This is a genomic window from Seonamhaeicola sp. ABD4_175 (genome assembly GCF_056160885.1).
Map to the genome: position 1 here is coordinate 182,501 of NZ_JBSWYC010000001.1, position 23,676 is coordinate 206,176.

Consider the following 23,676-nt stretch of genomic DNA (forward strand, 5'->3'; position numbering starts at 1 on the left):
TCGCCTCTGAGAGCCTAGGCATTCCCCATACGCCCTTATTTAGCTTATTGTACTTTTTGCTTTTTTAATGAGTTTACATAATTGCTCGTTACAATTATTATAATTTTATATTAAATATTTCTATCTAATTATCATGTATCTTTTTCAATATGTCAATGAACTTTTATTCTGAAATTAACTCAGAATTTAGTGGAGAATACCGGAGTCGAACCGGTGACCTCTTGCGTGCAAGGCAAGCGCTCTAGCCAGCTGAGCTAATTCCCCGTAATGAATTCAAATTGTAGAATTCAGAATTACGAATTTAGAATTCTCAACCTCTAGAATTTCCTTTTCAATATTTAATGAACTTGTAGTCTCAGGCAGACTCGAACTGCCGACCTCTACATTATCAGTGTAGCGCTCTAACCAGCTGAGCTATGAGACTGTACTTAGTCGCTCGCCCTTAGTCTTTAGCTTTAATCACTAATGCCTAATGACTTACTTTATATTTTAAATTAACAGCAAGAAGAATAAACTATCTCTTTCTTAAAAACTTACACTACTAGTCGTCTTTCTCTAGAAAGGAGGTGTTCCAGCCGCACCTTCCGGTACGGCTACCTTGTTACGACTTAGCCCTAGTTACCGATTTTACCCTAGGCCGCTCCTTACGGTGACGGACTTCAGGCACTCCCAGCTTCCATGGCTTGACGGGCGGTGTGTACAAGGCCCGGGAACGTATTCACCGGATCATGGCTGATATCCGATTACTAGCGATTCCAGCTTCACGGAGTCGAGTTGCAGACTCCGATCCGAACTGAGATAGGGTTTATAGATTCGCTCCACCTCGCGGTGTGGCTGCTCTCTGTCCCTACCATTGTAGCACGTGTGTAGCCCAGGACGTAAGGGCCGTGATGATTTGACGTCATCCCCACCTTCCTCACAGTTTGCACTGGCAGTCTTGCTAGAGTTCCCATCTTTACATGCTGGCAACTAACAACAGGGGTTGCGCTCGTTATAGGACTTAACCTGACACCTCACGGCACGAGCTGACGACAACCATGCAGCACCTTGTAAGTAGTCCGAAGAAAGATCTATCTCTAAATCATGCAACTTACATTTAAGCCCTGGTAAGGTTCCTCGCGTATCATCGAATTAAACCACATGCTCCACCGCTTGTGCGGGCCCCCGTCAATTCCTTTGAGTTTCATTCTTGCGAACGTACTCCCCAGGTGGGATACTTATCACTTTCGCTTAGCCACTCAACCGAAGTCGAACAGCTAGTATCCATCGTTTACGGCGTGGACTACCGGGGTATCTAATCCCGTTCGCTCCCCACGCTTTCGTCCATCAGTGTCAGTATATTATTAGTAATCTGCCTTCGCAATTGGTATTCTATGTAATATCTATGCATTTCACCGCTACACTACATATTCTAACTACTTCATAATAACTCAAGACTAGCAGTATCAAAGGCAGTTCTACAGTTAAGCTGCAGGATTTCACCTCTGACTGACCAGTCCACCTACGGACCCTTTAAACCCAATGATTCCGGATAACGCTTGCATCCTCCGTATTACCGCGGCTGCTGGCACGGAGTTAGCCGATGCTTATTCTTACGGTACCGTCAAGCTCCTACACGTAGGAGTGTTTCTTCCCGTACAAAAGCAGTTTACAACCCATAGGGCAGTCTTCCTGCACGCGGCATGGCTGGATCAGGCTTCCGCCCATTGTCCAATATTCCTCACTGCTGCCTCCCGTAGGAGTCTGGTCCGTGTCTCAGTACCAGTGTGGGGGATCCCCCTCTCAGGGCCCCTACCTATCGTTGCCTTGGTGTGCCGTTACCACACCAACTAGCTAATAGGACGCATACTCATCTTGTACCGTAACCTTTAATTATTTCATCATGCGAATCTATAATACTATGGGGTGTTAATCTTCATTTCTAAAGGCTATCCCCCAGTACAAGGCAGATTGTATACGCGTTACGCACCCGTGCGCCGGTCGTCAGCAAGAGCAAGCTCTCCTGTTACCCCTCGACTTGCATGTGTTAGGCCTGCCGCTAGCGTTCATCCTGAGCCAGGATCAAACTCTTCATCGTTAAATTTTTAAGTCTTTCGACTGTGTCTTTAACAACTAATAGAATCTTCAGTACTCAAAATGGTTTATTCTCTTGTTTATATTAACCGTTTCCAGTTAATATTTACGCTGTCAATTTCAATATGTTTATGAACTTTATTTCTTCTCTAAATGTCGTTTCCTCGTTTAGCGGGTGCAAATATAAAACCCTTTTTTAAACTCACAAAACTTTTTTAAGTTTTTTTTTGAAAATATTTTTTCAAAATTTTAACCCAATATTTTAGTGAACTTACCGCTCGATTTCTAACTGTTTTGTTAGCTATTTTTGCGGGGTGCAAACATAGCACCTTTTTTTGAACTCACAATAACTTTTTTGATTTTTTTTGAAAGTTTTTTAACCTTCGTTTAAATCTCGTTTTTCTATGAACTTCTGCTTAACTTCTAACGTGTGTCATCCGTTTTGCGGGTGCAAATATACAACCCTTTTTCTTTCTCGCAAGCCTTTTTTTATCTTTATTTATATTTTATTTTTAACCGTATTTTAACCCTTTATTAATCACTACTTTACATGCGAATATTTTTTTGATATTATTCACCGATTATATTTTTATTTGTGTTTGTTGGTGAATCTGGTTATTTGCTACTGTATTATTAATACTAATATATATGTGTTATTGTTTGGGTTTTATGCCGTTTGTTTTATTATGAATGCGCTCTGTTTGCTGTTTACTGCTAATAAATACAGCACTTATTTATTTAAAATGACCGCTACTAACACGCGCGTTAGGGATTGAACGGCTTGTTTGAAATCCTTTTTAAAGTGTTTTTATGTCTTTAACTCTGCAAAACATACTTTAACTCTAACAATTTATATACCTATAATGGTACTACAACATTACTTTAAAAAGATTGAGTAGTGAAAGCCCGACCCCAAAGTATGTAGGGGAACGCTATAATTAAAATTATACCTACATATATATTGTGTGTGTTTTTTTATACTATTATATTTGTGCCTTATTTTAATTTTATTTCATGATAGATATTACTTTACCAGATGGTAGTGTAAAAACGTTTGAAGAAAACGTTACACCAATGGATGTTGCTAAAAGTATTAGCGAAGGTTTGGCTAGAAATGTTATTTCGGCAAGTTTTAATGATACAACTGTTGAAACCTCTACCCCATTAACCACTAATGGTTCTTTAGTTTTGTATACCTGGAAAGATGATGCTGGCAAGACTGCTTTTTGGCACTCATCTGCTCACGTATTAGCTCAGGCTATTGAAGAATTGTACCCTGGTGTTAAACTTACTATTGGGCCTGCTATTGAAAATGGTTTTTATTATGATGTTGATTTTGGCGAGCATGTAGTATCTGAAAAAGATTTTAAAACTATTGAGAATAAAATGTTGGAGATTGCTCGTGGTAAACACGATTTTAAAATGCGATCTGTAACTAAAGCCGAAGCTTTAGCGCTATATAAAGACAATGCTTTTAAAACGGAACTTATTGAAAACTTAGAAGATGGCACTATTACCTTTTGCGATCATTCTACATTTACAGATTTATGTCGTGGCGGTCATATACCTAATACTGGCATTATAAAAGCTGTAAAAGTTTTAAGTGTTGCCGGAGCCTATTGGCGTGGTGATGAAAACAAACCACAGTTAACACGTGTTTACGGTATTTCTTTTCCTAAGCAAAAAGAATTAACGGAATATTTAAATTTACTTGAAGAGGCTAAGAAACGTGACCATAGAAAACTTGGTAAAGAGCTTGAGCTTTTTACTTTTTCGCAAAAGGTTGGCCAAGGTTTACCTTTATGGTTGCCTAAAGGTGCCGCTTTACGAGAACGCTTGGAAAACTTTTTAAAAGCGGCACAAAAAAAAGCTGGTTATGAAATGGTGGTTACTCCTCATATTGGACAAAAAGAACTTTATGTTACCTCTGGGCATTACGCTAAATATGGTGAAGATAGTTTCCAACCAATTACCACTCCTAAAGAAGATGAAGAGTTTTTATTAAAACCCATGAACTGCCCGCACCATTGTGAAATTTACAATAGTGCACAATGGAGTTATAAAGATTTACCTATACGTTATGCTGAATTTGGTACTGTTTACAGATACGAGCAAAGTGGTGAACTACATGGTTTAACACGCGTTAGAGGTTTTACACAAGATGATGCGCATATATTTTGCACACCAGACCAGTTGGACGAAGAGTTTAAAAATGTTATAGACTTAGTATTATATGTGTTTGGTTCATTAGGTTTTGCAAACTTTACGGCACAGGTATCTGTAAGGGATCCGAAAAATCCCGACAAATATATTGGTGATGTTGCCAATTGGGAAAAGGCTGAACGCGCCATTATTAATGCTGCTTCTGACAAAGGTCTTAATTATATTATTGAAGAAGGCGAAGCTGCCTTTTATGGCCCAAAACTAGATTTTATGGTTAAAGATGCTTTAGGTAGAAAATGGCAACTAGGTACCATACAAGTTGATTACAATTTACCTGAACGTTTTGATTTATCATATAAAGGTAGTGATAATGAATTGCATCGCCCTATAATGATACACAGAGCACCGTTTGGAAGTTTAGAGCGTTTTGTAGCAATATTGCTTGAACATACTGGAGGTAATTTCCCATTATGGTTAATGCCAACGCAGTGTATGATATTGTCTCTCAGCGAGAAATATGAAAAATACTCGGAAAAAGTTTTAAATTTGCTAGAAAATAACGAAATTCGCGCCCTTGTAGACCATAGAAATGAAACCATAGGCAAGAAAATTAGGGAATCTGAAATGAAAAAATTCCCGTATATGCTTATAATTGGTGAACAAGAAGAGAAAGAAAAAAAAGTTACAGTACGTAAACACGGTGGTGAAGATTTAGGTATGATGAGCATTGAAACTTTCTCAAACATTATAAAAGAAGAGATCAATAAAACGTTAAAATCGTTCTAGAAAAATAAAATAAAGTTTAATTAAAATTTTTAAGCCATAGCAATTAGAAGAAGAAGACAACCCCAAAGGGTAGTACAAGAGGATAAACACAGAATTAACTCTAAAATTAAATCACCGAAAGTAAGATTGGTTGGTGAAAATGTTGAAGTAGGTATATATAACATACGAGAAGCTTTAGCAATAGCCGATGATCAAGGCTTAGATTTGGTTGAAATATCACCAAAAGCAGATCCTCCTGTGTGTAAAGTTATGGACTACAAAAAGTTTCTTTACGAACAAAAGAAACGAGATAAAGCTTTAAAGGCGAAAGCAAGTAAAGTAGTCGTTAAGGAAATTAGATTTGGGCCACAAACTGATGACCATGATTATGAGTTTAAAAAGAAACATGCCGAAAAGTTTTTAAAAGAAGGTGCCAAACTAAAAGCTTTTGTGTTTTTTAAAGGCCGCTCTATAATATTTAAAGAACAAGGGCAAATTTTACTTTTACGTTTAGCTCAAGATTTAGAAGAGTTTGGTAAAGTAGAACAAATGCCAAAATTAGAGGGTAAACGTATGACCATGTTTATTGCCCCTAAAAAAGAAAAAAAGTAATAAGAGATTTTATAAAATCTTATTCAAAATAATTAAGCGAAATAATTAAAACTAGGAAAAGAAAATGCCTAAAATGAAAACAAAATCTAGTGCCAAAAAACGTTTTAAATTAACGGGCACTGGTAAAATTAAAAGAAAGCACGCTTTTAAAAGTCACATCTTAACAAAGAAGTCTAAAAAGCGTAAGCTTGCGTTAACCCATGATACTTTAGTACATAAGGCTGACGAAGATAATATTAAAACAATGTTACGATTAAAGTAACAAATGTTTTAATTGGTTAAAACAAATTGTAAAACCCTGGAGTGTGGCTCAATTAAAGAGTTAAAAGTTAAAAGTTAAAAAGTTTTCTTTAAAACTGAATTACTAAAAACTATAAACCGCCCACTACAAAAAACTTAAAAATTATGCCAAGATCAGTAAATTCTGTAGCAAAAAGAGCTAGAAGAAAAAAGATTATTAAACAAGCAAAAGGTTACTTTGGAAGACGTAAAAACGTTTGGACAGTAGCTAAAAACGCGGTTGATAGAGCGATGCAATATTCGTACAGAGACCGCAAAGCAAAAAAGAGAACTTTCCGTGCTTTATGGATTACGCGTATTAACGCCGGAGCTAGAGAACACGGTTTATCTTATTCTCAATTTATGGGGAAATTAAAAGCTAATGACATAGAATTAAACCGTAAGGTATTAGCAGATTTAGCTATGAATAACCCTGAAGCTTTTAAAGCTGTAGTTGAAAAAGTAAAATAAGGCGCTTAGCCTATTGTAAAACATATATTTCGCTTAATAAAAAATCCAACTCTTTTTTGAGTTGGATTTTTTTATTTAATATTTTTAAACATAAATTTAATTACTGTAGCAGTAAATTAATACTATTTTTTTAATGGATTTATCTCAAGTAAAACTCATTGTAAGTGACATGGATGGTACACTTTTAAACTCTAACCATGAAGTTAGTAGTTTATTTTTAAAACAATTTAAAAGCCTAAAACAAAACAATATAAAATTTGTTGCCGCCAGTGGTCGCCCATATTACAGTATAGTTAACAAGTTAGAAACTATAAAAAATGATATAATAATAGTAGCTGAAAATGGTGGTTTAGTTATTGAAAACGATAAGCAACTACTTTCTACCCCAATAAACACCAAGAATATTTACAGTTTAGAACAAATTATAGATTCTAATAACCATATTCACCCTGTGTTTTGCACCAAAAGTAAGGGGTATTTTAAGAGTAATTCCTACGGGTATATACCTGTATTATCAGAGTATTACCCAATATTTAAAGTAATTGATAGTGTTGATGAAATTGAAGAAGATATTATGAAAATTGCTATTTATCATTCTGAAGATTCAGAAAAATACATTTATCCGTTAGTAAAACATTTTGAAAAAAACTACGCTATTAAAATATCTGGAAAAAATTGGTTAGATATATCTGACAGTTTAGCTAATAAAGGGCACGCCTTAAAAATGCTACAAGAAAAATATAACATTTCAGAAAACGAAACTATGGTTTTTGGTGATTACAACAACGATTTAGAAATGCTAAAAATGGCTAAATTTAGTTATGCTATGCAAAACGCACACACAAATGTAAAGCAAATTGCAAACTACCAAACCAAAAGTAATGATGAATTTGGTGTTGAATGTATTATAGACAAATTATTAAAAAATAAAATTTAATTACCAAAAGCAGTAACCACTACGGCTCTTGAGCCGCCATAATTTCTATGCTCACATAAATAAATACCTTGCCAAATGCCTAAATTTAAACGTCCGTTTGTTATAGGTATTTGTATTGATGCGCCAAATAATGATGCTTTTATATGTGCAGGCATATCATCTGCTCCTTCGTAAGTATGTTTGTAATACGGTGCATTTTCAGGTACTATTTTGTTTATATGGCTTTCAAAATCTTCTCTTACTGTACAATCTGCGTTTTCATTTATTGTTAAACTTGCCGATGTGTGCTTAATAAACACCTGCAATTGCCCTATTTTAATATCTTCAATATTAGGTAATGCATTTAAAATTTCCGAAGTAATTAAATGAAAACCTCTGCTGTATGCTTTTAATTTTATTTCTTTTTGAAAAAACTTCATTATTATTATTTATGCTTTCAATAAAAATAATTTAAACGGTATACGCAACCTTTTTAATAAAATACTATCTTATAATAAAACTAAATTTTATGAAGAAATTAGCTTTACTATTAACTGTTATTTTACTTAGTGTTTCAAGTTGCAGTTTGAATGAAGACAGTAATAATGAACCTGTTGTTATAACTATTAACGAATGGAATTTAATAAATGTTACTGGTGGTGTAGCCGGTGTAGATCATGATTTTGAAATTGGCGATATTGTTTGGGTTTTTGATAACAATAATAGCATACTAAACATTAACAATAACAACGAAAATGCTGATTTAGAAGATGGTTTAGATTCTGGTAATTACAATTTATTTTTTCATGAGCATAATGAAAATTTATTTTTAATTGTTGAAGGTGTTGAGTTTGGAGAGATTGAAACTTTTGGAGATAATAATGATGATATGAGCATTGACCAAAACAGCTTATCTACAGGAACAGGTAGTGATGGTTATGTGTATACATTTAAAAGAACTACTAGAACAGTTGAACTGTAGTTTTTAAGTTTTTTGTTTTTTCTTTTTAGCGGCCGGAAACAACACATTATTTAATATTAGTCTATATCCAGGAGATGTTGGGTGTAAATCTAGTTCGGTTTTTGCATCGCCTACCCTATGCTGGTAATCTTCCGGATCATGCCCGCCGTAAAAGGTAAAAAAACCTTTGCCTTTAATACCGTGAATATATTTTGCCTCGCCATTAATTTTGGTTTCACCCATAATTAATACGTTAGATTTTATTTCTTTTTTGGTAAATGATGTTGTTTGGCCCATGAAACCTTTTACTAAAGCTGTATGATTTTGGCATAACATGGTTGGAATTGGATCCCATTTTGCCGAAAATTCCATTAGTGAAAAGTAATCGGTTGTTTTTGGTACATTTCGTTTTCTTGTCATGTCTATTGAAGAAAACTCATAGACCAATGGACTTCTTTCTAAAATAAAATCTGTAAAAGCAAAAGTATTATTATAATCTATTTTACTTTGGTAGCCAGCATCACTACCATCGCCATCAAACATAGGTTCACAAATATCAATACCATTGGCAGCTAATGCTATATCAAAACTATCTGTTGCACTACACATAGCAAACATAAAACCACCGCCCACAACGTAATCTCTAATTTTTAAAGCTACGTCTCTTTTTTGTTCAGATACTTTATTATATCCTAATTTTGCTGCTAATGCTTCGGCAGATTTTTTTTCTTCAATATACCACGAAGCTGCCCTGTAAGCACCGTAAAATTTACCGTATTGCCCAGTAAAATCTTCGTGGTGCAAGTGTAACCAATCATACAACAATAAGTTATCGTTTAACACTTCTTCATCATAAACAGTTTCATAAGGAATTTCGGCATACTTTAAAACCATGGTTACAGCATCATCCCAAGGTTGTTTTCCTTTGGGTGTGTATACAGCAATGTTAGGTGCTTTTTCTAAAACCACAGCTTCCATATTTTTACTGGGGCTGCTAATTTCTTGCAAAATATTTTCAGCTTTACTGTTTGAAATTACTTCAAAATTAACGCCTCTAATTTGACATTCTTTTTGTATAGCATTTGTATCTGGCAATAAAAATGAACCCCCACGGTAGTTTAACAGCCACTTAACTTTTAATTCTTTATTAAGCACCCAATATGTAATACCATAAGCTTTTAGGTGATTTTTTTGGGTTTCGGCATCCATGGGCACCAGAATGTAAGATGCAAATGTTTTAAACGTTATAAAAAAGAATAATAAAATTAAGAATATCTTCTTCAAAATTTGGGCTACTTTTTGGTGCTTCATAAAATATAAGCACATTATTTACAAATTGAAAGATACTTAAAATTATTTTTAACCTGTAAGTTTTAACAGAAGTTAAATACAATCATATTTAAAATGGTACTTCGTCATCATTATCATTGTTAAATGAACTACCAAAAGCTTGGTCTGGTGATGCTGTAAAACCTTCAGATTTAAAGGTATCATCATTAGCGGCTGCATTCATTTTTGAGTGGAATTCAAAAGGCGAATCAAAATCTTCTAAATTATCAAACTTACCTAAATGTCCTAAGAATTTAAGTCTAATATTTTCAAGTCCACCATTACGGTGTTTTGCTATAATAAATTCTGCTTGTCCTTCGGTTGGTGAGCGTTCTTCATCATCCCATTCATCAATTTTATAATACTCTGGTCTGTAAATAAAACTTACAATATCGGCATCTTGCTCAATAGCACCAGATTCACGTAAATCTGAAAGTAAAGGGCGTTTACTACCGCCACGAGTTTCAACCGCACGCGATAACTGCGATAGTGCAATTACTGGCACATTTAATTCTTTTGCTAAAGCTTTAAGGTTTCTAGAAATCATTGATATTTCCTGCTCCCTGTTTCCACCATGGCTATTACCACCTGTCATTAACTGCAAATAATCTATCATTATAAGCTTTATACCATGTTGTGATGATAAACGACGTGCTTTTGCTCTTAAATCGAAAATTGAAAGTGAAGGCGTATCATCAATAAATAACGGCGCTTTTTCTAAACCTTTTACTTTCACATTTAATTGTTCCCACTCGTGTTTTTCTAATTTACCGGTACGTAATTTTTCAGAAGACAAGCCCGTTTCACTAGAAATTAAACGAGTAATTAACTGTACTGATGCCATTTCTAATGAGAAAAAAGCAACCGGAATGTTTTGATCTACCGCTATATTTCTTGCCATAGACAGGGTTAATGCGGTTTTACCCATACCAGGACGTGCAGCTACAATAATTAAATCAGATGGTTGCCAACCAGATGTTAATTTATCTAACTTAGTAAAACCTGTAGGAATACCACTTAAGCCTTCTTTATTTGAAATTTCTTCAATTTTCTTTTTAGCTTGAATAACCAACTCTTGGGCAGACTCACTAGATTTTTTTATGTTGCCTTGTGTTACCTCATAAAGTTTAGATTCTGCTTTATCTAATAAATCAAAAACATCTTTGGTTTCATCATAAGAATCTTCAATAATTTCATTTGAAATTTTAATTAAGCTTCGCTGAATAAACTTTTGAAGAATAATTCTGGCATGAAACTCAATATGTGCAGAAGATGATACTTTTTGTGTTAAGGAAATTAGGTAAAAATCTCCTCCAACCATTTCTAGTTTTGCATTCTTTTTTAATTGTGTAGAAACGGTTAATAAGTCTATTGGTTCACTGTTTTCAAACAGCTGAAAAACTGCCTCAAATATATATTGATGTGCTTCTTTGTAAAATGCTTCTGGGCTTAAAATATCAATAACTTCATCAACACCCTTCTTATCAATCATCATTGCACCCAACACAACCTCCTCTAAATCAATTGCTTGAGGTGGTATCTTTCCTTTTTCTAGGTTAATCAAGGTACTCTTATCTACTTTATATCCTTGGATTTGGTTAGGCTGTTTCATAACTGCGAAAGTAACTAAAAAGTTGATGCCTTTTACATAAAGGCTGTGTTGGGTTTTTAACCAACAGTTAACAATTTAACTGTTAATAACTTAAAAATATTGTGAATAAGCTCAAAAAAAAACCTGAAGCATAAGCTTCAGATTTTGTATCATGTGGTTTTAAAAGGATTAGCCTTTAAACACGCCCATATTTTCATATTTATCCATACGTTTTGAAACTAAATCTTTTGGTGATAAGTTTTTTAATGACTCGTATGTTTTTACAATAGTGTTACTAACATTGGTAAATGTTTTTTCTCTATCGCGGTGTGCACCACCAAGCGGTTCTTTAATAATATCATCAACCACTTTTATTTTTTTAGCATCACTTGCTGTAAGTTTAAGTGCTTCGGCTGCTTGTTCTTTGTATTCCCAACTACGCCATAAAATAGACGAACAGTTTTCTGGAGAAATTACGGAGTACCATGCGTTTTCTAACATTAATACTTTATCTCCAACACCAATACCTAAAGCACCACCAGATGCACCTTCGCCAATAACTATAGCAATAATTGGCACTTGTAATCTGGCCATTTCAAGTATATTTCGGGCAATGGCTTCACCTTGGCCGCGTTCTTCAGCTTCTAAACCTGGGTATGCGCCCGGAGTATCAATTAGAGTTACAACAGGAATACCAAATTTTTCGGCAGATTTCATTAAGCGTAATGCTTTACGGTATCCTTCTGGGTTTGCCATACCAAAATTACGGTATTGCCTGGTTTTGGTGTTATAACCTTTTTGTTGACCAATAAACATAAATGATTGGTCGCCAATTTTACCTAAACCGCCTACCATGGCTTTATCATCTTTTACATTTCTATCGCCATGTAATTCTAAAAACGTATCACCACAAATGGCTTTAATATAATCTAACGTATATGGCCTATTTGGGTGCCTTGATAATTGTACCCTTTGCCATGGTGTTAGGTTTTTATATATGTCTTTTTGTGCTGCTGCTAATTTTTTTTCTATTTGAGAGCAAGTTTCAGTTACATCAACTTCACTTTCTTCTCCTATTACTTTACATTTTAGTAATTGCTCTTCTAGGTCTTTTATTGGAAGTTCAAATTCTAAATATTCCATAAGAATTTTTGGTTTAATGCTATTAACTTAAAGTTAGGCTACAAATATAAAAACTTAAACTTGTTTAACACCTAAGTTTGTTTTCTTTTTAATTTTCTAGAATTTTTTAACGTCGCATTTAACAAAACTGTTGTAAGTATAACAGTGGCTCCGTAGTAAAAATTGGGTGTCATTTTTTCTGTCTCAGGAAACAAAATAACAGCTAAAATAATACCGTAAACAGGTTCTAAATTATATGACAACACCACAGTGTAAGGACTTATAACCTTCATTACATATACAGACGCAATAAAAGCATAAGCTGTACATACTGAAGCTAATATGAATAAATAGATAATATCATTTTTAGAGATATTGAAAAAATTTGCTGTAAAACCATCAGTAAATAGCGCTATATAAATGCTTATAAAAAATACGCCACTTAAAAATTCATAAAATGATATGGTTGTGGCCGAATGTTGCTTTAAAAAACTACCATTTAATACGGCAAATAGTGATGATAAAAATGCCGATGAAATTCCTAAAATAATACCATTTATGTATTTAATTTCGCTTTGCGTAATTATAAAAACACCTATAATTACTAAAATACCTAGTAAAATTTCATACCAAATGAGTTTACGTTTATATACAATAGGCTCTAAAATTGAGGCAAAAAAAGCACCTGTTGAAAACATAGATAAAGCAATAGAAATATTTGCAGCATCAATGGCTGCAAAAAAGGTAACCCAATGAGCGGCTATTACTATGCCGGCTAATGCTAACTTTAAAATAGCTTTAGGCTTTACACGAAGCTTTATTTTAGCTATTTTAATATAAATAAACATTAAAATTGATGCCATTAACATTCTGTACCAAACTAACGGAATTGCAGAAATGGTTATGACTTCACCTAAAATAGCGGTGAAACCTGCAATAAAAACTAAAACATGTAAATGCAGGTAATTTTTAAATTTAACGCTTGGCATTATAAAGCAAGTAAATAGATAAGATACCAAAAATTATATTAGGAAACCAAACGGCTATTAATGGCGGAAAGTCCGATTGTTCTGCCATAACACCAAAAACCTTATCAAAAAACACAAACACCATGGCTATACAAATACCTAAAGCCAAATTAACGCCCATACCACCGCGCCTTTTAATTGACGAAACAGCTACTGCTATTATGGTTAAAATAAATACTGATACTGGTAAACTCCATTTTCTGTAAAGTACTAATTTAAAACGCCCTACGTTTGATGAGCCTCTTGCCTCTTCACTATCAATAAAGCGTTTTAAATCTCCGTATGATTTTGTTTCGGCGGCATAAATTACTGGTATTAAATCATCTACTTTAAAATCAAAAAGAGTATCTTTTGTACGTTCAGATTCTATACGATCTTCGTTTTCTAAAATATGACGTTTGGTATAATCTATAAGTCTGTATACCGAGTCTTTTTCTACATAACGTATTGTATTTGCTGTAATTTTATAAGCTAGTTTATTGTTTTCAAAATGTTCTAAAGTAAAATTGTTTCCGTAGTTATTTTTCACATCATAACTACTTACATAAATAATATCATTATCATTAATTTGCCTAAAAACATTGGTATTTTCAACGGCTTTTCGGCCTTTTTTTAAATATTTATAGCTGAAGTTATTAAAGCCTTCACTGGCTTTAGGTGCTAAAAACATACCTAATAGCAAAGAAAATAACGCTACAATAACGGCACCAATTACATAGGGCCTTAAAAAACGCATAAACGAAACGCCAGAGCTTAAAAAGGCTACAATTTCGGTATTATTAGCCAGTTTTGATGTAAACCAAATAACCGATAGGAATAAAAACAACGGAAACAGCAAATGCGCAAAATAAATAGTGAAGTCTAAAAAATACAAAAGCACTTCAGACATTGGTGCTTCGCTGTCTAAAATTTTACCTATTTTTTCGGCTAAATGCACTGTTATTCCAATAGGTACAAACAACAATAACATCATGGAAAATGTAAGTAAATAGCGTTTTAGTATGTACCAATCTAATATTTTCATGCGTTATAACTTCATATTTTTTAAAGCATTTTTGGCTTTCTTTTAAAGTCTTTTATCCATTTGTTTAACCATGGTGTTTTTCCATGTATTAAAATCTCCGGCTAATATATGCTTTCTTGCCTCTCTAACCAACCACAAATAAAAACCTAAATTATGAATGGTTGCTATTTGTTTACCCAATAACTCATTTACCGAAAATAAATGGCGTAAATAGGCTTTACTATACTCTGTATCTACAAAAGTTATTCCCATTTCATCTATTGGCGAAAAATCATCTTCCCACTTTTTATTTTTAATGTTTATGGTGCCGTGGGCTGTAAATAACATACCGTTTCTAGCATTACGTGTTGGCATAACACAATCAAACATGTCTACACCTAACGCTATATTTTCTAAAATATTGATTGGTGTACCAACGCCCATTAAATAACGTGGCTTATCTTCTGGCAAAATACTACAAACAACATCTGTCATGGCATACATTTCTTCGGCAGGTTCACCAACAGATAAGCCACCAATGGCATTACCAACGGCACCAGCATTTGCAATATATTCAGCCGATTGTACACGCAAATCTTTATAAGTACTACCTTGCACTATTGGAAAAAATGCTTGATTATAGCCGTATTTTAAAGGTGTTTTTTCTAAATGATTTATACACCTATCTAACCAACGGTGCGTCATGTGCATAGAGCGTTTTGCATAGTTATAATCGCATGGGTATGGTGTACATTCATCAAAAGCCATAATAATATCGGCACCTATACTACGCTGAATTTCCATTACGTTTTCAGGTGTAAAAGTGTGATAGCTGCCATCAATATGGCTTTTAAATTTCACACCTTCTTCTTTAATTTTTCTATTTGCTGATAGTGAATATACTTGGTATCCGCCAGAATCTGTTAATATATTTCTATCCCAATTCATAAACTTATGAAGTCCGCCGGCTTGTTCTAAAATTTTAGTTTGCGGGCGCAAGTATAAATGATAGGTGTTACCTAAAATAATATCAGGATTTATATCATTTTTAAGTTCACGCTGGTGCACACCTTTTACGGTTGCAACTGTGCCAACGGGCATAAATATGGGTGTTTGTATTACCCCATGATCTGTAGTTATCTCTCCTGCTCTTGCTTTACTTTTAGGGTCTTGTGCTTTTAATGTAAACTTCATTTTATACTTTGTATTCAGTTGGCAAACCTACATATTTTTTTTATTCTAAAATTATTTTTTAACGTATTATAACTATTGTGAAGCTTTAAATTACCAACCTATTAATCGTTTTTTAATGTATACATTTTACACGAATTTGAAAAATAAATTAGTTTTGGCAACGTTTTTGTTATTGTTAAGCAAATCTTAAAAAACGAACAATTATGAAATTTTTAAAAAAAGAAGTTTTAGCACTATTGGTAATTGTAATTTCATCGGCTACTTGTATGGCTCAAACCGCTACAGGTTTTGGTATAAAGGGCGGATTAAATTACAATGCTAATGGTAAGTATTTTGAATCTATTAGTAATAACTCTAAAAACCCAGACCGCAACATTGGCTACCACATTGGCGTGTTTGGTAAAATTGGAGAAAAAATTTATTTTAAACCTGAGGTTGTTTATACCAGCACTAAAAGTGATTATAATAGTGATGATTTTACCATGCAAAAACTTGATGCCCCTTTACTTGTTGGCGCAAAAGTTTTAGGACCAATTAGCGTTTTTGGAGGGCCATCATTACAGTATATTTTAGATACAGAATTTGATGGTATTTCTATTAACAATGTTGAAGATGATTTTTCTGTAGGACTTAATTTTGGTATTGGTTTAAACTTTAATAAAGTAGGAATTGATGTAAGATATGAACGTGGTTTTAATAAAAACGAAGCTACTTTTTTACAGAATAATAGCATTAACCCTGATAGGTTAGACACCAGGCCAGATCAATTAATTTTAAGTTTATCTATAATACTATAAAAGATACTATTTTTATAAAAAACAAAAACCTCGCTGAAAAGCGAGGTTTTTTTATAGTGGTTTTATCTAAAAAAATTAATCAGCATCTAAATAATCAAAAATACCATCACCATCAGTATCGGTAGTTGTAATTGTAGTACCAGTAAATGTTCCATTGGCTAATTCTACTATGTGTACTAATTTTTCGTTAGCTCCAAAAGTTAAAGCCTCTAAAGCTGCTTTTGTTGGCTCATTGTATGTTTTAATTTCAAAAAGTTCGCTTATTTCAGCAGCAGTTGAAACGCCATCGCCATCATCATCAGTATCAAAATAATTAGGTATACTATCTTCATCTGTATCATCGCCATCAAAAACGCCAGATTCACTATTAGTATTAAATTCTTGATTGCCTGATAACTCTTCTAAATACGATGGAATACCATCGCCATCATGGTCTAATTCTTCTGCATGTATTAGTTCAAACTTAAAAATTAGTGGCGAATAGCTTGGTAAATCTGTTCTGGCCTCTTGGTAATATGCCAAACCAGAAGGTAAAAACATAACACCCATACCTGGGTTATTAAAATTAACGGTACCATCGCCATTATCTACATACCCATTAGCAACGTTAAACATAGGAAACACACGCCTCCAACCTGGTATTAAATCAATTAAACCAAAATATGTATCTGGAGTTGTTTTACTATCAAAAGCATCGGTTAAATCGTTTAAATTATCATCTAAAGTATAACCTTCGTAAGTAGTTAAAATATTATCTGCAAAGCTTGGTCTAAAATCACCACCGCCTTCATTTAAAACCAATACGTAAAATTCATAATCTATTTCTGCAAAAGTGGTTTTTCTAGAAACACCAACAGCATCTTTTAGTAAGGTATGGCCATCTGGCACTGTTTCACCTGCGGCCATTCGTGTAATTACTAAGTCTGAAATGCTTGCGTTTGTATTCGTTTCAAATACATCAGAATTATAATAATGTGTTTCTAAAAAATCTATTAAAGAATCGTTATCAATAACCTGCTGCTCATTTCTATCTCTATCAACTATTTCAATATCATCACTTCCTTCGTCATCATTTCCACAAGAGAAGATACAAAGTGCCAAACAAAAAATTAGTAGGCTTATTTTTTCTAATTTCATAAACTATTTTATTTTCAACTTAAATTTAGTAAGTAAACAACGCATAATTAGATTAGAATGCATTTATGCGTATTTTTGACGCGCAAGATACAATTTTAATGCAATCTTGCACAATAACATTAACGTAGTTTTAGCAATAATTATATGCGAATTGATAAGTATTTATGGTGTGTTAGGTATTACAAAACCAGATCATTGGCAACAACAGCTTGTAAAAAAGGGCATGTGCGTGTAAACCAAGACATAGTAAAACCTAGCCGAGAGGTATACCCGCTTGATGTAATTGAAGTTAGAAAAAACCAAATTAATTATAGCCTAAAAGTAAACGATTTACCCCCTAACAGAGTAGGCGCAAAATTAGTTGATATTTACAGAACTGACACCACACCAAAAGAAGCCTTTGAAGCCCAAGAACTTTTAAAATACTCTAAAGATTACTACCGTAAAAAAGGTACTGGCAGGCCTACAAAAAAAGATAGACGAGATATTGATGATTACACTACCGATGCTGAAGAATAATTTTTAATTAATTCTTTTTTAGTTTGAAACATATGCTCATATATTAAAAATGAGTAATTTTATATTTTATTTTTTCTGAATTTAGAATGTTATGACTGTTAAAACCAACGTTATTTTAAACCACACACAAATTGAACATAAAATTAGACGTATTGCTTTTCAAATTTACGAAAGCAATGTTGACGAAAAAGAAGTTGTTTTAGCTGGTATTGATAAAAATGGTTATGTGTTTGCCGAAAAATTGAAAGCTGAATTAGAAAGTATATCTGAAATAACACCAGTACTTTGCAAGGTACTAATTGATAAAAAAAATCCGCAATCTGAAATAAAAACCTCAATTACTGAAGACAATTATAAAAACAAATCTTTAGTATTAGTTGATGATGTTTTAAATTCTGGCACCACATTAATTTATGGTGTAAAACATTTTTTAAATGTTCCTTTAAAGCAATTTAAAACAGCTGTTTTGGTAAACCGAAATCATAAAAAATACCCTGTAAAGGCCGATTTTAAAGGTATTTCATTATCAACATCATTACATGAACATATTGAAGTGACTTTAAAAGACAATGCTTTTGAAGCCGTTTTACAGTAGTTTTAAAATATCTTTAGTTATTTCTTTTTTAGATTTATCATCTGTAATTACATGATGTGTCGCTTTACTGTAGTACGGCAACCTTTCAAACAAATGTTTACCAATAAATTCTGTTAACGCCTCTTCGGTTTCAATGTGCGCTATTAACGGGCGTGTTGCTTTCTTTTTAATTAACTTTTTAGCTAATTTTGGTATAGATGCTTTTAAGTAAATACTCAAAACACTATTAGTATTTAAAATTTGCTCCATATTGTCACCAAAACAAGGTGTACCACCTCCTAATGACAAAATAATGTTTTTATCTTCACTTAAAAGTTCTTGTAAATAGGTTTGCTCTTTTTTTCTAAAATATATTTCGCCTTTGTTGTCAAAAATTTCTTTTACGGTTGATTTTTCCTTTTCTTCAATAAAATCATCTAAATCAATTAAATCATAATTTAATTTTTTAGCTAATTTTTTACCAATTGAAGACTTACCAGAGCCCATATACCCAATTAAAACAAGAATCATTTTTTACGTTATAAATTGATTATTAAAAACATACGCTTTCGCGATGCAAAAAAACGAAAATTTCTTCAAAAAAAGTATTGTTTAATTAAAAATAGGTTATATATTTGCACCCGCAAACAACAACATGTTGGCTGCTAAAAAAAAATGACCTGGTAGCTCAGTTGGTAGAGCATCTCCCTTTTAAGGAGAGGGTCCTGGGTTCGAGCCCCAGCCCGGTCACTTTTTAATATTAAAAAAAACCTTACTAATTTTAGTAAGGTTTTTTTATTTATAGAATTCTTCACACTTATTCAAAACTTATATTTTCGTTTTTTTAAGTAATTATTTAATCATTATTTAATGGTAACTTTGGTAAAAAAAGATAATCTAGTATTTTTATCATATGTTAAAAGAAAAATTAGTAGCCCTAGTATATCTATATATTTCATTCATAGGTATCAATCAACTTAATGCCCAAAACTCAATATATTTTAACCATATTACTACAGATGATGGTTTATCTCAAAATGATGTAAATAGTATATTTCAAGATAAAGAAGGGTTCATGTGGTTTGCAACCCATGACGGCCTTAATAAATATGATGGTTATAGCTTTTCTGTTTACACCCCACAAAGAAATAACCCAAATAGTATTAGTAGTAATTTAACTTATGCTGTAACCGGTGGTGAAAACGGTAATTTATGGATAGGAACAACTGGTAATGGCTTAAATTATTTTGATAAATCTTTAAATAAGTTTTTTCGTTTTACTCACGATGATAAAAACCCAAAAAGCATATCTAACAACCATATAAGTTCTCTTTTTAAAGATTCAAAAAATAGATTATGGATTGGAACCCCTAATGCTTTAAACCTACTAGATTTAAACAAACCTATTGATGATACTGTATTTAAAAATGTTTCTATAAGAGAAGCTTATCAGGTTTTTGAGGACAGCAAAGGCCAATTATGGTTAGCATCTTTAGAAGGATTGTTTAAAATACATATAAATCATAACAATAATTTTGAGTTAAAACTCATAAATAATGAAATAGGCTTAAACACAAACGCTTCTATTAGAAGCATTACCGAAGATAATTTTGGTAGGCTCATAATAGGTTCATCTTGGGGTATATACCTATTAGATTTAAATTTACCTAACAGTAAAGTTTCATATGTTAAAAGTAGCCCTGTAAACTGTTTATTAACTGACGGTAATTTTATTTGGGTTGGTACAAACAATGGTTTAAGCTATTTTAACAATAATAGCCAAAATAAAACTCCAACCTTACTAAAAACGTTTACTTATGACCCAAGAAACCAATACAGTATAAGTAAAAACATAATAAAATCACTTTATAAAGATAAAACAGGCATTATTTGGGTTGGTACCAATGGAGGTGGCATTAATAAGTACGACCCCGACAGGAAACAGTTTCATCATGTAAAGAAGACATTAGACCCTGCAAGTTTAAGCTATGACAAAATAAGATCTATGTTTGAAGACAGCAATGGTAATATTTGGATAGGTACTGAAGGTGGAGGTTTAAATATGTTGGCTAAAAATAATGCTGATAATTTATATACAGGGTATCAAAACTTTGATGTTATAAAAAAATCTTTTGCAATAGAAGAAATTAATTATTACGGTAAAAAACACCTAATAATTGGAGGTGAAGATTTTCCTAGTTTATTTTTATTAGATATTAGCAACCCTTCAAAAAAAATAGATGATTCTAGTTTTAAGGGCACCACTGAAATACAAAGCAGTGTTTTTTCAATAACTGAAGATAGATATAAAAATATTTGGATAGGCACCTACCGTGGCGGTATACACAGGTGGGCGTACTATAAAAACACAAACACCTACAAAAAAGATAATTTACGCCACAACAAAAACAACCCTTACAGTTTATCAAATAATATAATTAGAAATATTTTTGAAGATACAAAAGGCAATTTGTGGTTTGCAACAGGTAATGGTTTATGTAAATTAACACCTGAAGAAGCTTTAAAAAAAGACCCAAAGTTTGAAGTTTTTAAAAACATACCTAATGATGATACAAGTTTAAGCCATAACTATATTTTACCAATATACGAAAGTAAATCTGGTGATCTTTGGTTTGGCACATTTGGTGGTGGTTTAAATAAACTTATACCAGGAAACAAAAACAGCCCACCTTCATTTAAAGCTTACTCTGTTGCCGAAGGCTTACCTAGCAATGTAATTAAAGGAATTTTAGAAGATAATGAAGGCAATTTATGGATATCTACAAACCAAGGTATTTCAAAGTTCAATCCAAAAGAAGAAACTTTTAAAAATTATGATGTTAATGACGGGCTTCAAAGCAATGAATTTCAAGAATTAGCATGTGTTAAAAGAGCTAATGGGCAACTCCTTTTTGGAGGCGTAAATGGTTTTAATGCGTTTTTTCCTGAAAAAATAACAGACAACACCATTGAAGCCAATACTATTATTACCAACTTTTCAATATCAAACAAACAAATTAATATAGGCGATGAAATAAATGGCAGGATATTATTTGATAAAGACGTGAATAACATTGAATCTATTGAGCTTAAACCTTATGAAAACAGTTTTTCTATAGAGTTTGCAGCCCTACACTACGCAGCTCCTAGAAAAAATAAGTTTGCATATATGCTAGAAGGTTTTGATGCTGATTGGGTGTACACAAACTCAAAAAAACGTTTTGCTACCTACACCAATTTAGCCTCAGGTAACTATACACTAAAAGTAAAAGCATCAAATAATGATGGCGTTTGGGATTCTAATCCAACACAATTAAAAATTAGTATTTTACCTCCTTTCTGGAAATCTAATCTCGCGTATTTTCTCTATAGTGCTCTTATAATTGGCGTACTTTTAATGTACCGTAGGTTTACAATTATTAAAACCACTAAAAAACACGAGTTAGAATTAGAATACATTGAAAAAGAAAAAAATGAAGAACTAAACCGTGTAAAATTAGAATTTTTTACAAACATTTCTCATGAATTTCGTACGCCTTTAACCTTAATAAAAGGCCCATTAAAATACTTGCAAAAGCATGGTCATGAAATAGATCAAAAAACAGTGCAAGAACAATATGGGCTCATGCAAAAAAACACTGAGTATTTATTACGCCTTGTAAATCAGCTTTTAGATTTTAGAAAAGTAAACCAAGGTAAAATGCGCTTAGTACTTAGAAAAAGTAATATTGTTCATTTTGTAAGAGAAATTACAGAACCTTTTCAGTTTTTAGCAAATAAACAAGATATAGAATTTACTTTAAACGCTAAAGAAGAGCCTATAATGTCTTGGTTTGACCACGAAGCGTTAGAAAAAATAATGTCTAACCTACTTTCAAACGCCTTTAAATTTACACCTCAGCACGGTGCTATTAAAATTAACATGTTTGTTAATGACGAAAAAAGTGTGGTTATTAAAGTTACCGATAGTGGCTCTGGTATAGACGAAGAAAAAATAAAAAATATTTTTGAACGCTTTTATACAGATAATAAAGCCGGTAAGAAAAAACAAAGAGGTGTTGGCATTGGTTTATCTTTCACCAAAAGTTTGGTTGATTTACACCAAGGAACTATTGAAATTGAAAGCGAGCCAAATGTTGAAACTGTTTTTACAGTTACCCTTCCAACCGAACGAAAAGCCTATGAAGATTTACCCGAAATAACACTTAAAGATAAAGAAGATGTAGATTTTTATGTACGTTCTTCTGAAGCTGAAACAGCAGCAATTAGTATAAATGATGAACTTATTGATCAAAATTTATCATTAAACAAATCAAACCTTCCTATTTTACTTGTAGTTGATGATAATAGTGATATAAGAAAATTTATAAAACAAGCACTAAGTAAAAACTACACAATTTATGAAGCAGACAATGGCGCTATGGGTGTTGAGCTAGCCAACAAACTTATGCCTAGTGTTATTTTAACTGATATTGTAATGCCAGAAATGGATGGGTTTGGCTTATGTAAAAACATAAAAACTAAAAAAGAAACCAGCCATATTCCCGTTATAATGCTTACAGCTAAACTATCTCAAGAAACTGAAATTGAAGGTAGAAAAATAGGAGCCGATGGCTACATTAGAAAACCTTTTGATATTGAACTTTTAGAACTTAAAATTTCAAATATCATAAAACACAGAGAAGATTTAAGGAAACGCTTTAACCGAGATATAAGTTTAAAACCTAAAGAAGTTACTGTAACTTCAATGGATGAACAATTTCTTCAAAAAGCCATTAGTATTGTTGAAGACAATATGATGAATACAGACTTTAATGTAGAAATGCTTGTAAAAGAAATGGGCTATAGCCGAAGTAATCTATATTCAAAATTTAAAGAAATTACAGGCCTATCTTCAAGTGAATTTATAAGAAATATAAAACTAAAAAGAGCCGTTCAACTCTTTGAACAAAGTGATTATTCCGTAAAAGAAATTATGTATATGACTGGTTTCAATACCGCATCATATTTTGCCAAATGCTTTAAAAAACAGTTTGGTGTTATACCAAGTGAATATGTAAGTCAAAAACATAAAAAAACTGAAAACTCTAAAAAAGAGGAAAAATAAAATCATTTATTACCTAATTATGAACATACTTTACA

At 32.7% G+C, this 23,676-nt stretch carries 19 protein-coding genes, 3 tRNA genes and 2 rRNA genes (1 of these 24 running past the window's edge); 11 read left to right on the forward strand and 13 right to left on the reverse strand.

Annotation, left to right across the window (positions count from 1 at the left end):
- From ACXAG4_RS00655 to ACXAG4_RS00670, 4 genes are all read right to left on the reverse strand, one after another.
- Positions 1 to 50: ribosomal RNA gene (locus ACXAG4_RS00655) — 23S ribosomal RNA — on the reverse strand (it extends 2,750 nt beyond the left edge of the window).
- Between the two features lie 140 nt (positions 51 to 190).
- Positions 191 to 264 (reverse strand) — tRNA-Ala (locus ACXAG4_RS00660).
- A gap of 86 nt (positions 265 to 350) precedes the next feature.
- Positions 351 to 424, reverse strand: a tRNA-Ile gene (locus tag ACXAG4_RS00665).
- Positions 425 to 559: 135 nt separating this feature from the next.
- A 16S ribosomal RNA gene (locus ACXAG4_RS00670) occupies positions 560 to 2,077 on the reverse strand.
- Together the 16S and 23S rRNA genes with 2 tRNA genes alongside form the textbook arrangement of a ribosomal RNA operon.
- 1,010 nt (positions 2,078 to 3,087) lie before the next feature.
- Here ACXAG4_RS00670 and thrS point away from each other — a divergent pair.
- The 5 genes from thrS (at position 3,088) to ACXAG4_RS00695 (ending at position 7,300) form a co-directional block, all read left to right on the forward strand.
- Positions 3,088 to 5,022 carry a threonine--tRNA ligase gene (gene thrS, locus ACXAG4_RS00675; RefSeq protein WP_475294153.1) on the forward strand — a complete coding sequence of 645 codons (1,935 nt, stop codon included), beginning with the start codon at positions 3,088 to 3,090 and terminating at the stop codon, positions 5,020 to 5,022.
- A 36-nt stretch (positions 5,023 to 5,058) separates the two neighbouring features.
- Positions 5,059 to 5,613: a translation initiation factor IF-3 gene (infC, locus tag ACXAG4_RS00680; protein ID WP_475295227.1), complete on the forward strand. Its 555-nt coding sequence runs from the start codon at positions 5,059 to 5,061 to the stop codon at positions 5,611 to 5,613.
- A gap of 64 nt (positions 5,614 to 5,677) precedes the next feature.
- On the forward strand, positions 5,678 to 5,875 hold the full coding sequence (gene rpmI, locus ACXAG4_RS00685; protein ID WP_019388182.1) for a 50S ribosomal protein L35: 198 nt from the start codon (positions 5,678 to 5,680) through the stop codon (positions 5,873 to 5,875).
- 143 nt (positions 5,876 to 6,018) lie between these two features.
- On the forward strand, positions 6,019 to 6,363 hold the full coding sequence (rplT, locus tag ACXAG4_RS00690) for a 50S ribosomal protein L20 (RefSeq protein WP_147136542.1): 345 nt from the start codon (positions 6,019 to 6,021) through the stop codon (positions 6,361 to 6,363).
- A 133-nt stretch (positions 6,364 to 6,496) separates the two neighbouring features.
- On the forward strand, positions 6,497 to 7,300 hold the full coding sequence (locus ACXAG4_RS00695) for an HAD family hydrolase (protein WP_475294154.1): 804 nt from the start codon (positions 6,497 to 6,499) through the stop codon (positions 7,298 to 7,300).
- On the opposite strand, the gene ACXAG4_RS00700 is transcribed toward ACXAG4_RS00695, so the two are convergent.
- On the reverse strand, positions 7,297 to 7,719 hold the full coding sequence (locus tag ACXAG4_RS00700) for a secondary thiamine-phosphate synthase enzyme YjbQ (RefSeq protein WP_475294155.1): 423 nt from the start codon (positions 7,717 to 7,719) through the stop codon (positions 7,297 to 7,299). The two genes, ACXAG4_RS00695 and ACXAG4_RS00700, sit on opposite strands and share 4 nt — an antisense overlap.
- A gap of 89 nt (positions 7,720 to 7,808) precedes the next feature.
- Between ACXAG4_RS00700 and ACXAG4_RS00705 the strand changes: the two genes are divergently transcribed.
- Complete coding sequence (locus ACXAG4_RS00705; RefSeq protein WP_475294156.1) at positions 7,809 to 8,261, forward strand: hypothetical protein; 453 nt, start codon at positions 7,809 to 7,811, stop codon at positions 8,259 to 8,261.
- A 3-nt stretch (positions 8,262 to 8,264) separates the two neighbouring features.
- On the opposite strand, the gene ACXAG4_RS00710 is transcribed toward ACXAG4_RS00705, so the two are convergent.
- The 6 genes from ACXAG4_RS00710 to tgt all read right to left on the reverse strand — a co-directional run bounded on the left by ACXAG4_RS00710 (position 8,265) and on the right by tgt (position 15,507).
- Positions 8,265 to 9,449, reverse strand: a complete 1,185-nt coding sequence (locus ACXAG4_RS00710) for an asparagine synthetase B (RefSeq protein WP_475295228.1) — start codon at positions 9,447 to 9,449, stop codon at positions 8,265 to 8,267.
- 190 nt (positions 9,450 to 9,639) lie between these two features.
- A complete protein-coding gene (dnaB, locus tag ACXAG4_RS00715; RefSeq protein WP_147136555.1) occupies positions 9,640 to 11,181 on the reverse strand; it encodes a replicative DNA helicase in 1,542 nt (513 codons plus the stop codon).
- Between the two features lie 168 nt (positions 11,182 to 11,349).
- Complete coding sequence (locus tag ACXAG4_RS00720; RefSeq protein ID WP_475294157.1) at positions 11,350 to 12,303, reverse strand: acetyl-CoA carboxylase carboxyltransferase subunit alpha; 954 nt, start codon at positions 12,301 to 12,303, stop codon at positions 11,350 to 11,352.
- A 71-nt stretch (positions 12,304 to 12,374) separates the two neighbouring features.
- On the reverse strand, positions 12,375 to 13,271 hold the full coding sequence (locus ACXAG4_RS00725) for a DMT family transporter (RefSeq protein ID WP_475294158.1): 897 nt from the start codon (positions 13,269 to 13,271) through the stop codon (positions 12,375 to 12,377).
- Positions 13,258 to 14,334, reverse strand: coding sequence for an LptF/LptG family permease (locus ACXAG4_RS00730; protein ID WP_475294159.1), 1,077 nt, complete (start codon positions 14,332 to 14,334; stop codon positions 13,258 to 13,260). The genes ACXAG4_RS00725 and ACXAG4_RS00730 overlap by 14 nt, the downstream gene beginning before the upstream one ends.
- Before the next feature lie 42 nt (positions 14,335 to 14,376).
- Positions 14,377 to 15,507, reverse strand: a complete 1,131-nt coding sequence (tgt, locus tag ACXAG4_RS00735; protein ID WP_475294160.1) for a tRNA guanosine(34) transglycosylase Tgt — start codon at positions 15,505 to 15,507, stop codon at positions 14,377 to 14,379.
- Positions 15,508 to 15,710: 203 nt separating this feature from the next.
- Here tgt and ACXAG4_RS00740 point away from each other — a divergent pair, with 203 nt between their 5' ends.
- Positions 15,711 to 16,304 (forward strand): outer membrane beta-barrel protein, encoded by a 594-nt coding sequence (locus ACXAG4_RS00740; protein WP_475294161.1) that lies wholly within the window; start codon positions 15,711 to 15,713, stop codon positions 16,302 to 16,304.
- Positions 16,305 to 16,379: 75 nt separating this feature from the next.
- Here ACXAG4_RS00740 and ACXAG4_RS00745 read toward each other — a convergent pair whose 3' ends face one another.
- On the reverse strand, positions 16,380 to 17,441 hold the full coding sequence (locus tag ACXAG4_RS00745) for an FKBP-type peptidyl-prolyl cis-trans isomerase (protein ID WP_475294162.1): 1,062 nt from the start codon (positions 17,439 to 17,441) through the stop codon (positions 16,380 to 16,382).
- 144 nt (positions 17,442 to 17,585) lie between these two features.
- On the opposite strand from ACXAG4_RS00745, the gene ACXAG4_RS00750 reads away from it, so the two are divergent.
- Positions 17,586 to 17,960: an RNA-binding S4 domain-containing protein gene (locus ACXAG4_RS00750; RefSeq protein WP_475294163.1), complete on the forward strand. Its 375-nt coding sequence runs from the start codon at positions 17,586 to 17,588 to the stop codon at positions 17,958 to 17,960.
- 91 nt (positions 17,961 to 18,051) lie between these two features.
- The gene (locus ACXAG4_RS00755; RefSeq protein WP_475294164.1) at positions 18,052 to 18,555 is read left to right on the forward strand and encodes a phosphoribosyltransferase family protein; all 504 of its coding nucleotides are present in this window, start codon (positions 18,052 to 18,054) and stop codon (positions 18,553 to 18,555) included.
- Here ACXAG4_RS00755 and ACXAG4_RS00760 read toward each other — a convergent pair.
- Positions 18,547 to 19,065 carry a shikimate kinase gene (locus ACXAG4_RS00760; RefSeq protein ID WP_475294165.1) on the reverse strand — a complete coding sequence of 173 codons (519 nt, stop codon included), beginning with the start codon at positions 19,063 to 19,065 and terminating at the stop codon, positions 18,547 to 18,549. The two genes, ACXAG4_RS00755 and ACXAG4_RS00760, sit on opposite strands and share 9 nt — an antisense overlap.
- Before the next feature lie 146 nt (positions 19,066 to 19,211).
- Between ACXAG4_RS00760 and ACXAG4_RS00765 the strand changes: the two genes are divergently transcribed.
- Positions 19,212 to 19,284, forward strand: a tRNA-Lys gene (locus ACXAG4_RS00765).
- A gap of 163 nt (positions 19,285 to 19,447) precedes the next feature.
- On the forward strand, positions 19,448 to 23,641 hold the full coding sequence (locus ACXAG4_RS00770) for a hybrid sensor histidine kinase/response regulator transcription factor (protein ID WP_475294166.1): 4,194 nt from the start codon (positions 19,448 to 19,450) through the stop codon (positions 23,639 to 23,641).
- Positions 23,642 to 23,676 lie beyond the last annotated feature (35 nt).

What these genes read in the sequence shown, in the direction of transcription:
- thrS (WP_475294153.1), top strand. Translation starts at nt 3,088, where the DNA reads ATGATAGATATTACTTTACCAGATGGTAGTGTAAAAACGTTTGAAGAA.
- rpmI (WP_019388182.1), top strand. Translation starts at nt 5,678, where the DNA reads ATGCCTAAAATGAAAACAAAATCTAGTGCCAAAAAACGTTTTAAATTA.
- rplT (WP_147136542.1), top strand. Translation starts at nt 6,019, where the DNA reads ATGCCAAGATCAGTAAATTCTGTAGCAAAAAGAGCTAGAAGAAAAAAG.
- ACXAG4_RS00695 (WP_475294154.1), top strand. Translation starts at nt 6,497, where the DNA reads ATGGATTTATCTCAAGTAAAACTCATTGTAAGTGACATGGATGGTACA.
- ACXAG4_RS00700 (WP_475294155.1), bottom strand. Translation starts at nt 7,719, where the DNA reads ATGAAGTTTTTTCAAAAAGAAATAAAATTAAAAGCATACAGCAGAGGT.
- ACXAG4_RS00705 (WP_475294156.1), top strand. Translation starts at nt 7,809, where the DNA reads ATGAAGAAATTAGCTTTACTATTAACTGTTATTTTACTTAGTGTTTCA.
- ACXAG4_RS00710 (WP_475295228.1), bottom strand. Translation starts at nt 9,449, where the DNA reads ATGGATGCCGAAACCCAAAAAAATCACCTAAAAGCTTATGGTATTACA.
- dnaB (WP_147136555.1), bottom strand. Translation starts at nt 11,181, where the DNA reads ATGAAACAGCCTAACCAAATCCAAGGATATAAAGTAGATAAGAGTACC.
- ACXAG4_RS00720 (WP_475294157.1), bottom strand. Translation starts at nt 12,303, where the DNA reads ATGGAATATTTAGAATTTGAACTTCCAATAAAAGACCTAGAAGAGCAA.
- ACXAG4_RS00725 (WP_475294158.1), bottom strand. Translation starts at nt 13,271, where the DNA reads ATGCCAAGCGTTAAATTTAAAAATTACCTGCATTTACATGTTTTAGTT.
- ACXAG4_RS00730 (WP_475294159.1), bottom strand. Translation starts at nt 14,334, where the DNA reads ATGAAAATATTAGATTGGTACATACTAAAACGCTATTTACTTACATTT.
- tgt (WP_475294160.1), bottom strand. Translation starts at nt 15,507, where the DNA reads ATGAAGTTTACATTAAAAGCACAAGACCCTAAAAGTAAAGCAAGAGCA.
- ACXAG4_RS00740 (WP_475294161.1), top strand. Translation starts at nt 15,711, where the DNA reads ATGAAATTTTTAAAAAAAGAAGTTTTAGCACTATTGGTAATTGTAATT.
- ACXAG4_RS00745 (WP_475294162.1), bottom strand. Translation starts at nt 17,441, where the DNA reads ATGAAATTAGAAAAAATAAGCCTACTAATTTTTTGTTTGGCACTTTGT.
- ACXAG4_RS00750 (WP_475294163.1), top strand. Translation starts at nt 17,586, where the DNA reads ATGCGAATTGATAAGTATTTATGGTGTGTTAGGTATTACAAAACCAGA.
- ACXAG4_RS00755 (WP_475294164.1), top strand. Translation starts at nt 18,052, where the DNA reads ATGACTGTTAAAACCAACGTTATTTTAAACCACACACAAATTGAACAT.
- ACXAG4_RS00760 (WP_475294165.1), bottom strand. Translation starts at nt 19,065, where the DNA reads ATGATTCTTGTTTTAATTGGGTATATGGGCTCTGGTAAGTCTTCAATT.
- ACXAG4_RS00770 (WP_475294166.1), top strand. Translation starts at nt 19,448, where the DNA reads ATGTTAAAAGAAAAATTAGTAGCCCTAGTATATCTATATATTTCATTC.